Genomic DNA, 9,874 nt, shown 5'->3' on the forward strand with positions numbered 1-9,874 from the left:
CATTTCAAATGGATTCTTTGTCTTTGGAAATCCGGATCAAGCCTATGATCCAACCCATATCCATCCCTATGCTGTTCGAAAAGAACATGTTCGTATTCCTCTCCAAACTGGGACCCCAGAACTGGATTTCCTAAATGAACTGTATACGACTGCCCTACGTGATGGGGTGTCTCCTTATAGTTTACAGGTAGAAAGTGGTAGTTTTGTGATTCCTCACGGAGACCACAATCACTACATCAAGGTTCAAACTAAGGGATATGAAGTAGCTTTGAAAAATAAGATTCCGGCCCTACAATCGACCTATCAACCTGGAGCATTTGATGAACAAACAGTTCTATCTAAGATGGATCAACTGTTAGCAGATAGCAGAAGTCTCTACAAAGACCAGCCAATCATGCAGAGACGTGTTGAACTTGCTTTGGGGCAATTCACCGAAAATATGAAAAAACTGGCAACAAACTCAACTGCTGGATACCTAGCAGCCTTGGATCTCTTCGATAAACAATACATCCATGTGGATCAAAGTGTGACACCGGTTGAAACTTCACCTTTAGATAAGAAGTACCAAGCCCTTGTAGATAAGATCAATACACTGGATACAGACACTTATGGCTTGCCTAAGAAAGATCTTTTGGTACATTTGCAGGAAGCAAAACTAGCACAGGATGAGACAGAGTTGGCTGCCATTGAAGCGAAACTGCAGGCCTTGCAAGATTTCCGAGATCGGACCGGGGTTACAACAGTAGAGTACATCAAGTATTTCTATGAACATGTGTCTGATGGTCGTTTGAGAGAAGAACTTCGAAACCGTGTTGCTAAATTGACATGGGAACTTTACCAGTCACAATCTTTCCTAAAAGCAACCGACTTGAACAAGTTATTCCCAACTATTTACCAAACTAAGCTAGAAGTAGAAGAAGCTCTCAAAGAAGAACCCGTATCTACAAAAGTTGGTAAGACTATTCTAGATACGGAAAAAGTAGATAGTCAAACTGCTAAGACAGCCATCTATGAATTCCTAAAAGAACTCTACGGTGATTTTATGCCAGAAGAGCGGATTAGCCATGTTAAGAAGGAAGAAGTGGATGTTCTCCTAACTAAAGCTGCCCAACTCCTAGCACGTGTCAAAGAAGATGGTGTCAAACAATCCCTAGCTGAAGAAGCAGCTAATATCAAAGCGGCTACTGAGAAGGAAAGTGCAGACCTTGACGAAGCTAAAACACAACTTGAGGACCTTTTAAATCGTATTGCAGCGACTATCCAACGAGAGAAAAAAGAAGCAGAACAAGATCCACAAACGGTGATCATCTACCAAAAACTCTATAATGTCTTGCTCTCTCTTCACAAGTACTTAGAGGATAACAAAGGAACCGATGCAGACTTTGAACGTGTTGATGGCCTATTTGATCAACTTGCAGCCAAAAGCAGTGATAAAGAAGGCCTCCTCACTCTAGCTAAAGAAATCATTAGCTTGAACCAGGAACTCCGTTCAAAAGCAAGTGAAACTGATAGCCAATCTAAGTCTGAGAAAGACAGTGAAACAGCTACTTCTAAACCAACAGAAAAGCAAGCACAAAGTGAGTCTGAGACAAGTGCTCAACCAAATGAATAAAAAGAAAGGCGAAGTAGCTGAGCTACCTCGTCTTTTTTAGTCTTTATAAGATACAATGCCAATGATGGTATCCACCGCACGCTCCATAGTCTGAAGGCTGACGTATTCAAAACGTCCATGCATGTTTTCACCACCAGCAAAGATATTTGGAGTTGGAATTCCCATAAAGGAAATCTTAGAGCCATCTGTTCCACCACGAATTGGTTCGATAATAGGCGTGATACTTAAATCTTCCATAACAGCTTTAGCAATGGTAACGGGTGTCATATCTTTCTCAATGACTTCCTTCATATTGTAGTACTGGTCTGTCAGAGTTAAAGTCACGCGATCATTCCCAAGCTCTTGATTCATCTTGTCAGCGATGGCTTGCATAGTTGCTTTACGTGCTTCAAAGGCATCCTTTTCAAAGTCACGAATGATGTAGCTTGCACGCGCCTCCTCGACACTACCTGTCACATCCATAAGATGATAGAAACCTTGATAACCGTCTGTCAATTCAGGTCGGTCATTCTCTGGAAGTTGATTATGAAAATCAATCGCTAGCTGAAGTGCATTGACCATCTGACCTTTAGCAGTACCAGGATGGACATTGCGTCCTTGGAAATGAAGCTCAGCAGCAGCAGCTGAGAAAGTCTCGTACTGAAGCTCCCCTAGTGGGCCACCATCAACAGTATAGGCAAAGTCAACGTCAAAGTCTTCAGCATCAAATTTATTAGCACCAACGCCAATTTCTTCATCTGGTCCAAAACCAACGCGAATCTCACAGTGTTTGATTTCAGGGTGAGCAGTCAGATATTCAATAGCTGTCATAATCTCAGCAATCCCAGACTTGTCATCAGCACCCAGCAAGGTCGTGCCATCGGTTGTGATGAGGGTTTGGCCCGAATATTTCTCAAGACTCTTAAAGTCAGCTGGATCCAGTTTGAAACCAGAATCACCCAAGTCGATAACTCTACCATCGTAGTTTTCGATGACTTGCGGATTAACTCCCTCAGCATTAAAGTCAGCAGTGTCCATGTGGGAGATGAAGCCAATCTTGCGTGTCAGGCTGGGATCATTAGCTGGTAAGGTACCAATAGCAAAACCATTTGGAAGGTAGTAGACGTTTTGCAGACCGACACGTTTCATTTCGGGAATAAGAACATTGGTCGCAAAATCTATCTGGCTTTGCGTACTTGGAGTAGTAGTAGAGTGTTCATCAGAACGCGTATTGACCTTAACGTAGGTCAAGAAACGATCTAAAAGGTTCGGATAAGTCATAAAAACTCCTTTAACAATCATAAAATAGAATGCAAACTTCGGAAAAAACCTTATTCTGAAAATTTCATGAATTTTGAAAAAATATAATAATTCAAATTCAATAGACTTTCAAATGAAATCTTGGGCATTTTAGAATAAAATATATGCATTGATATTTTATGAAATTTTTTTATTCTTTTTTCATTTTACCATAGAATAGTTTGAAAGACAAAGAAGAATCATACTCTTTTATTAATTAACATAATATAAAATTAACCATATTAATTGACACTGCGTGAACTTTATTGTACAATTATTTTGTAAACGTACTAGGTTGACATAATAACAATGTTAGTACATTCTAGTTAAGGAGAATAAAATGAACATTCGCTTCGATTTTAAGAAAGTTCAAATTATTGCGCGCCGTTTAGTTATACTGTTAGCTATTCTCTTTTTGTGTGCTCCGATAAGTCTGTTAAATGCTGATTCTACTACAGAACCTCAGACAACTCTTCACAAGACAATTACTCCAATATCAGGACAGGATGACAAGTATGAGTTGTCATTGGATATCACTTCCAAGCTGGGGACAGAAACTCAAACTGATCCCTTAGATGTTGTTTTAGTAGCAGACCTATCAGGAAGTATGAGCAAGAGAGATGTACCTTCTTCTACTGGCCGAACAATTACAAGATTGGATGCTTTAAAAAATACCCTTAAAGGAACTCGAGATCGTCAGGGATTAATTGATACGATTTTATCCAATTCAAATAATCGGTTATCTATGGTAGGTTTTGGTGGAAAGATTGATAATAAGTTTGCGGAACAAGCATGGAATTCCTACTACCGAAAATGGGAGTGGGGGTATCGGTATTGGCCGTATGAAGAGAGAACAGCATTTTATGATGGTGTATCCCCATGGGATGATGCGGAAACAATTTTAAATTGGAATAACGATGCTAGTGGTTCAAAGACTGCAGTCAGTAATATGAGAATTGCTGGTGGTCAATCAATAGGGACTGAATCAGGAATCGGTACAGGAACCAATATTAGCGCGGGTATTCGTATTGCCAATCAATTGATAGATAGTGCAAGACCAAATGCCAAGAAGGTTGTTATTGTTCTATCAGATGGTTTTGCCAATATGTACTACAACGACAGTGGTTATACAGTTTATAACTATAATAATCAAGATGGATCAGAAACGGCACCAAATTGGTTCTGGAATAATTTAGATGTATCTATCAATAATCTCGCCTATAGTCTCGCTCCAAAACTAGCTGGCTTTTACTCTATTAAGTTTCGTTATTCAAATAATGTCGATAGTATTACCAGTTTGCAGTATTATATCAGGTACCACAATTCTTCCATTCCTAATGAAATCCTATCCGCAAACAATGAAGACCAGTTACGAGACAGTTTCAAAGATATCACTGATAAGATTCTGCCACTGGGAATCCACCATGTGACTATCAAAGATGTTCTTTCTAAGTATGTCCAGCTATTACCAAACGGATCGTCAGAGTTTCGTGTAGTGAAAGAAAAGGATGGTAGCAGTGAAACATTAACCGAAGAGCAGGTAACTTTTGATACCAAGACAACGTCAGAAGGATTAGTGGAAGTTACGGCTAACTTTTCTCCGAATTATTCCTTAGAAGATGGAGCTAGATATGTCCTCAAATTCACTGTTACATCTAGTCAAGATGCTCTAGATGCCATTGCTGGTGATAAAAAACTAGATGCTGGTGATGCTGAAGGTTCTGATGTCAATAAACTCTACTCCAATAAAGGTGCCAGTGTTACCTATTCCTATGGAATAGGCACCTCTCAAACCAAGACCAAAGAATACTCTGACAACCCAACCTTTAAGCCTTCAGATCCATTAACGGTACCAGTGGAAGTTGAATGGCAAGGTGTGACGGGTGCGAGAACTGTTATTACAGCTGATCAACCGAGTAATGTTGAACTGAAACTGGTTCAAAAGAACAAGAATGGGGGCGTCAGACAATCAGGACTATCGAAAGACTAATGTAAATGTTAGAACAAATATCTTTAATGAAACGAGGAACTTTGAGAAAGTTGCCAAAGGATATCAATACGATTTAATTGCACCGGACGTCCCAGCCTTTACCAAAGAAATAAAAAATGTTGGTACAGAAACTAAACCATCCTTTAAGGTAATCTATAAACAATTGCCAAGTCTGACGATTAAGAAAGTGTTGGAAGCCGAAAATAACTTGAACAAGGAGTTTTGGATTAAGGTAAAACTAACCTCTCCTGATTCTACGCCATTGAATGGAACTTTTGGTGTGATAAATGTTGTGAATGGTGAAGCGAAGGTTCGTGTTGACAAACGAAAACGTTGGAAAGGTATCCTAAGCTATCTTCCTCGGGGAACTCATTACAAAGTTGAAGAAGAAGCGGCATCAACGAATGGTTACCACGTTACGTATGAGAATCAAGAGGGCGATCTGAATAAAGACGAGACCAGCACTGTTACGAATCACAAGCTTCCAAGTTTATCAGTCACAAAAAAAGTTACAGGCGTATTTGCCAACTTATTAAAATCCTTCAAGATTACCATTAACATCAGGGATGCTCAGGATAGACCATTGAATGGCTCCTATAATGTTTTGGTGAATAACAAAAGAACCCCTCTGCAATTTACGAATGGTCGAGCATCTATAGATCTCAACAAAGATCAAACCATAAAAATTTATGGGCTACCACTCGATAGTCACTATACCGTAGAAGAGGAATCAAACTCTTCGCGTGGATATCAGGTATCTTATGAAAATCAAGAAGGCAAGCTAGATGGGGATAAGTCCGCGACAGTCACGAATAATAAGAACAGTGTACCTGAAACCGGAGTTGACTTCCTCAGCAGTACACTCATGTTAGGAATAATCCTTCCTCTAGGAGGAATCTTCTTTACAATCCTACTCGGCTATCTAGTGGTACATAGGAGAAAATAATGCTACTTAAAAAGAAACATAAGAAAACAGTAACACAAGTCAATCGGGATAAGTCTCCGCCGAGTGTATGGGGAGATATCCTCTACTTAGTCAGTAAGCTTCTGATGGTTGGGTTTGTACTAGCCACCCTTTACTTTTTTGTCTTTGGACTATTGAGATACAATGACGATGGCATGAATCCAGCCTTAAAAGATGGCGACTTGGTTGTCTACTATAGGTTGGATAAACGTTATTCGATTGGTGATCTGCTCGTCTATAGTTATAAGGGCAAGGAAAGAGTGGCGCGTGTCATTGCAACCGAAGGAAGTACGATCGATATAAACGAAAATGGTCTCATCATCAACGGTTCTCCTCAACAAGAGCAGGATATCTACAAAGAAACGCTGCTCTATAAGGAAGGGGCTACCTTCCCAATGAAAGTCCCAGCAGGACAACTCTTTGTCCTCGGAGACAATCGAACAACGGCTGTAGATAGTCGTGCTTTTGGAACCATTCCTATACAGGATACCCATGGCAAGGTGGTAACAGTCCTAAGGCGACGGGGCTTTTGATGACAATTTATGAAAAAAGAAATTAAAAAATAAAAGGAATAATCATGAAAAAAACATTTTTGAAAAAATTAGTTACTGCAAGTATTGCAGCTGTAACCGCCTTGTCGGTCTTTAGAGGAGTGCCAACATTTGCGGATGATAATGATGTGGCGACTGCCAAAGCAACTGGTGAAACAAGTGCAAAAGTTTCTATTAATAAGGTGTTGAACATTGCTGAAGGAATTACAACACCTGAAGCAACTTTTACATTTACTTTCACCCCTAAAACTGGTACATCATCAAATGGTGCACCCTATGAAACAATTGATTCTTCTAATGGTCAAATTACAGATAAAAATGTATCTTATTCTGGAACAGACGTTTTAGCAACTGGCCAAACTAACATTAAGAAAGATACCGGCGATATTTTTAGAGAAGTGAACTATACACATGCTGGTGAATATGTCTATACTGTTGCTGAAAAACAAAATGTTGGTTGGAAAGTTATTCAAAAAAATGGTTCACCTATTGATTTTATGACATATGATAATCGCAACTATGAAATGCACGTTATTGTTAAGAACAAAACTACAGGAGGAACATATATTTCTTCTGTGTATTTTAAACAAGTATCCCCAAGTGTGAATGGTAAAGTAAAACCATCTGAAAGTGGAACTACTTACAAATATGATCTTTTCACTAACATTTATCGTAAAAATGCTGGTAAAATTACAGATCCAAATGAACCAAACCCTAATAAACCAAATGTTTCAAAAGTTGACCCAAATGCTAAATCTTTAGTAATTAAAAAAGTTGTATCAGGTGCTACTGCAGATAAATCAAAAGATTTCACTTTCAAGCTTACTTTCACAAAAGCATCTACAGAAACTTCACAATCAATCACTGGTAAAATCGGTGAAACCTCAAAAACATTTGTCTATGGTCAAGAAACGACTATAACACTACGTCACGATCAATCTTTAGTGTTTGACACAATTCCTGCTGGTACTCGTTATAAATTGGTTGAAACTGGATCTCAAGGTTACACAGCTTCAGCTGCATATAAGGAGAACGGAGCATCAAAAAATCAAGCTGGTACAGTTTCTACAAATTTCACTCAAGATAGTATCCTTATTGGTGAAAAACCAAACGATAACACTATCACAAATAGCTTACCAGACGTTACCCCTACTGGTCTCTTGATTGACAACCTTCCTTTCATCTTGATGATTGGTCTTGGTTTGGCTGGATTTGTTGTTTTGTCTAAAAAACGCAGACAAGCTTAAGCAAGTGGTTTGACCGATGAAAATCAAGCGTGAGAAACCCAAAAGGAGTTTGTCTAGGCGTCTGGTCCTTGCTGTAGATGCATTGATGAATCATATCTTGCTCCTCTTGACAGCCTTAGTCTTTCTCTTTGGTTTCTACGCCCTCTGGGATGCCAATCAGGTTTATTCTCAGGCTTCATCAAGTGAGTATGAGGCCTATAGACCTGTTAGTACCAGTGAGAAGGATGAGCTTGCTAGTTTTTCTGGCTTTCACAAGCTACAGCAAGTCAATCCAGAGGTTCTCGGTTGGATCAATGTCTATGGCACCAATATCGACTATCCCTTAGTTCAAGCCAAAGACAATGAAAAATACCTGAACAAGGATTCCAAGGGAGAATTTGCAGCTACAGGGGCTATTTTCCTTGAGGCTCGAAATGAATCCAAGTTCGAAGACTTTAATACCATCATCTACGGACACCATGTAGAAAATGGGGTTATGTTTGGAGATGTAGCAAAGTTTTCTGATAAGGAATTTTTTGACCAGCATCGCTACGGCAGTATTTACTATAATGGCGTTGAAAAAGGTCTTGAAATCTTTGAAATGCTCGAGGTGGACGCCTATGACTTTAACATCTACGATCCAGGTATTAATGGGGATGATCGGCGCCAAGAATATATCGATCACTTACTCTCGGTTGCCATTCACAAACGAGACATTACACTGGGGCCAAATGACCATATCATCCTTCTCAGTACCTGTTTCCTAGACGTAACAAATGGGAGACATATCGTAGTTGCCAAGATTACGGATACGGTTCCAAAGAACACCTTCCATACGAAAAAATCAAAACCATTCCCTTACAGTGTCTTTGATGATTCGTCGCTCGGACGATTTCTCTCATCGATTCCTTTGTGGATATGGTACATCATCTTGTTTATCTTGCTCTTGCTATTGATCTTCTTGCTCATCATTCTCTACTTGATCTTGCGTCGTAGAAGAGAAGCAAAGGAAGAAGGAGCAGATACCATTACTGACTAAACTACCAATAAAAGAGAAAGGGACAGTCTCTCTTGCTCTTTTATTTTCAAGGCTAGAAAGGAGAAAGAAGGAAATATGAAAATAAGTACAAGTCGCAAAGCCATAAAGGTCATTCTATCCCTCTTTCTAGCTTTTTTCTGTCTTTTTACAGCTGATGGAGTCCTTGCGAGTGACTACGATCATTATAATCCCATTGAAAAAGATGCCAGCAGTACGGGCTTTGAAACCTTGCAGCATCTCAACAAGGATGTTTGTGGTTGGATTAGCCTCGATGGGACCAAGGTAGACTATCCCCTCTTGCAGAGTCAGGACAATGTCAAATACCTTGACCGCAATGCCTTTGGCGATTATACTGTGTCAGGTTCTATATTCCTAGACTATCGTTTCAATCCCAACTTTACTGACTTTAACACCATCATATACGGTCACTCCATGGCTTCTGGTGCTATGTTTGGGGAGATTCAAAAATTTGCGGATCAAGATTTTTTTGAAAAGCATCGCTATGGTTCTATCTACTACAATGGTCGTGAACGTGGTCTTGAGATATTTGGGATTTTAGAAGTAGATGCATATGACACGGAGATTTACCGAACCTTGAGTTCCAACGACGAGGAACACCAGGCTTACTATCAATATTTGCTAAGTAAAGCCAAGTACAAGCGAGATGTTTCGCTGACTTCAACGGACAAGATTGTTTTATTAAGCACCTGTTTCCTTAATATTACCAACGGACGACATATCCTCTTAGCTAAAATAACGGATACGCCAGCAAAAGCAGCTCAAGATAAAAGTGGAGAAGCTGTAGGGACGCGGTATTTCGATCAAGGTCTACCAACGCATTGGATTTATATCCTTGCCTTTCTTCTCCTGATTATCGTTATTTTACTCCTTGTCGTTATCATCCTAATCATAAGGCGAGATAGAAAGACAAAAGAACAAAAGAAATAGTAGACGTCGGAAGCGTTTACTATTTTTTTCTTTCATGATAGAATAGATAGTGAAAATAATATCATAAGGATGATAACATGAAAAAAGCTATATTAATGATGACCTTTGGATCTCCAGAGGAGATTAATTTTGAAGGAGTAGCAGAATTTTTTACAAACATTCGTCGTGGAGTTAGACCCCAAGACCACGAGATTCAGACTCTCTATGACAACTATGTCCTTATCGGTGGGACGCCTTTGCAGCGGATTACAAGGGAAGAAGTTGCT

At 39.5% G+C, this 9,874-nt stretch carries 5 protein-coding genes and 3 pseudogenes; 7 read left to right on the forward strand and 1 reads right to left on the reverse strand.

Going from position 1 to position 9,874, the window contains the following annotated elements:
- Window positions 1–1,612: pseudogene (locus SORDD27_RS10190) on the forward strand (pneumococcal-type histidine triad protein); the annotation flags it as partial.
- A 36-nt stretch (window positions 1,613–1,648) separates the two neighbouring features.
- Here the strand turns inward: SORDD27_RS10190 and pepT are convergent.
- The gene (pepT, locus tag SORDD27_RS03295) at window positions 1,649–2,872 is read right to left on the reverse strand and encodes a peptidase T (RefSeq protein ID WP_061427283.1); all 1,224 of its coding nucleotides are present in this window, start codon (window positions 2,870–2,872) and stop codon (window positions 1,649–1,651) included.
- A gap of 358 nt (window positions 2,873–3,230) precedes the next feature.
- Between pepT and pitA the strand changes: the two are divergent.
- The 6 genes and pseudogenes from pitA to SORDD27_RS10195 form a co-directional block, all read left to right on the forward strand.
- Window positions 3,231–5,826 (forward strand): annotated as a pseudogene (pitA, locus tag SORDD27_RS03300) (PI-2 pilus tip adhesin PitA).
- Window positions 5,826–6,377: a PI-2 pilus system signal peptidase SipA gene (gene sipA, locus SORDD27_RS03305; protein WP_061427285.1), complete on the forward strand. Its 552-nt coding sequence runs from the start codon at window positions 5,826–5,828 to the stop codon at window positions 6,375–6,377. The pseudogene pitA and the gene sipA overlap by 1 nt, the downstream one beginning before the upstream one ends.
- A 44-nt stretch (window positions 6,378–6,421) precedes the next feature.
- On the forward strand, window positions 6,422–7,642 hold the full coding sequence (locus tag SORDD27_RS03310; RefSeq protein ID WP_000750686.1) for a DUF7601 domain-containing protein: 1,221 nt from the start codon (window positions 6,422–6,424) through the stop codon (window positions 7,640–7,642).
- Between the two features lie 16 nt (window positions 7,643–7,658).
- Complete coding sequence (srtB, locus tag SORDD27_RS03315; RefSeq protein WP_000695090.1) at window positions 7,659–8,660, forward strand: PI-2 pilus system class B sortase SrtG1; 1,002 nt, start codon at window positions 7,659–7,661, stop codon at window positions 8,658–8,660.
- 75 nt (window positions 8,661–8,735) lie between these two features.
- Complete coding sequence (gene srtB / locus SORDD27_RS03320) at window positions 8,736–9,608, forward strand: PI-2 pilus system class B sortase SrtG2 (RefSeq protein ID WP_061427286.1); 873 nt, start codon at window positions 8,736–8,738, stop codon at window positions 9,606–9,608.
- 77 nt (window positions 9,609–9,685) lie between these two features.
- A pseudogene (locus SORDD27_RS10195) lies at window positions 9,686–9,874 on the forward strand (ferrochelatase); the annotation flags it as partial.

Origin of the sequence: Streptococcus oralis (assembly GCF_001579025.1) — a bacterium.
Taxonomy (GTDB): domain Bacteria; phylum Bacillota; class Bacilli; order Lactobacillales; family Streptococcaceae; genus Streptococcus; species Streptococcus oralis_X.

Excerpts from the sequence above, each read along its gene's own strand:
- pepT (WP_061427283.1), bottom strand. The coding sequence starts at position 2,872 with ATGACTTATCCGAACCTTTTAGATCGTTTCTTGACCTACGTTAAGGTC.
- sipA (WP_061427285.1), top strand. The coding sequence starts at position 5,826 with ATGCTACTTAAAAAGAAACATAAGAAAACAGTAACACAAGTCAATCGG.
- SORDD27_RS03310 (WP_000750686.1), top strand. The coding sequence starts at position 6,422 with ATGAAAAAAACATTTTTGAAAAAATTAGTTACTGCAAGTATTGCAGCT.
- srtB (WP_000695090.1), top strand. The coding sequence starts at position 7,659 with ATGAAAATCAAGCGTGAGAAACCCAAAAGGAGTTTGTCTAGGCGTCTG.
- srtB (WP_061427286.1), top strand. The coding sequence starts at position 8,736 with ATGAAAATAAGTACAAGTCGCAAAGCCATAAAGGTCATTCTATCCCTC.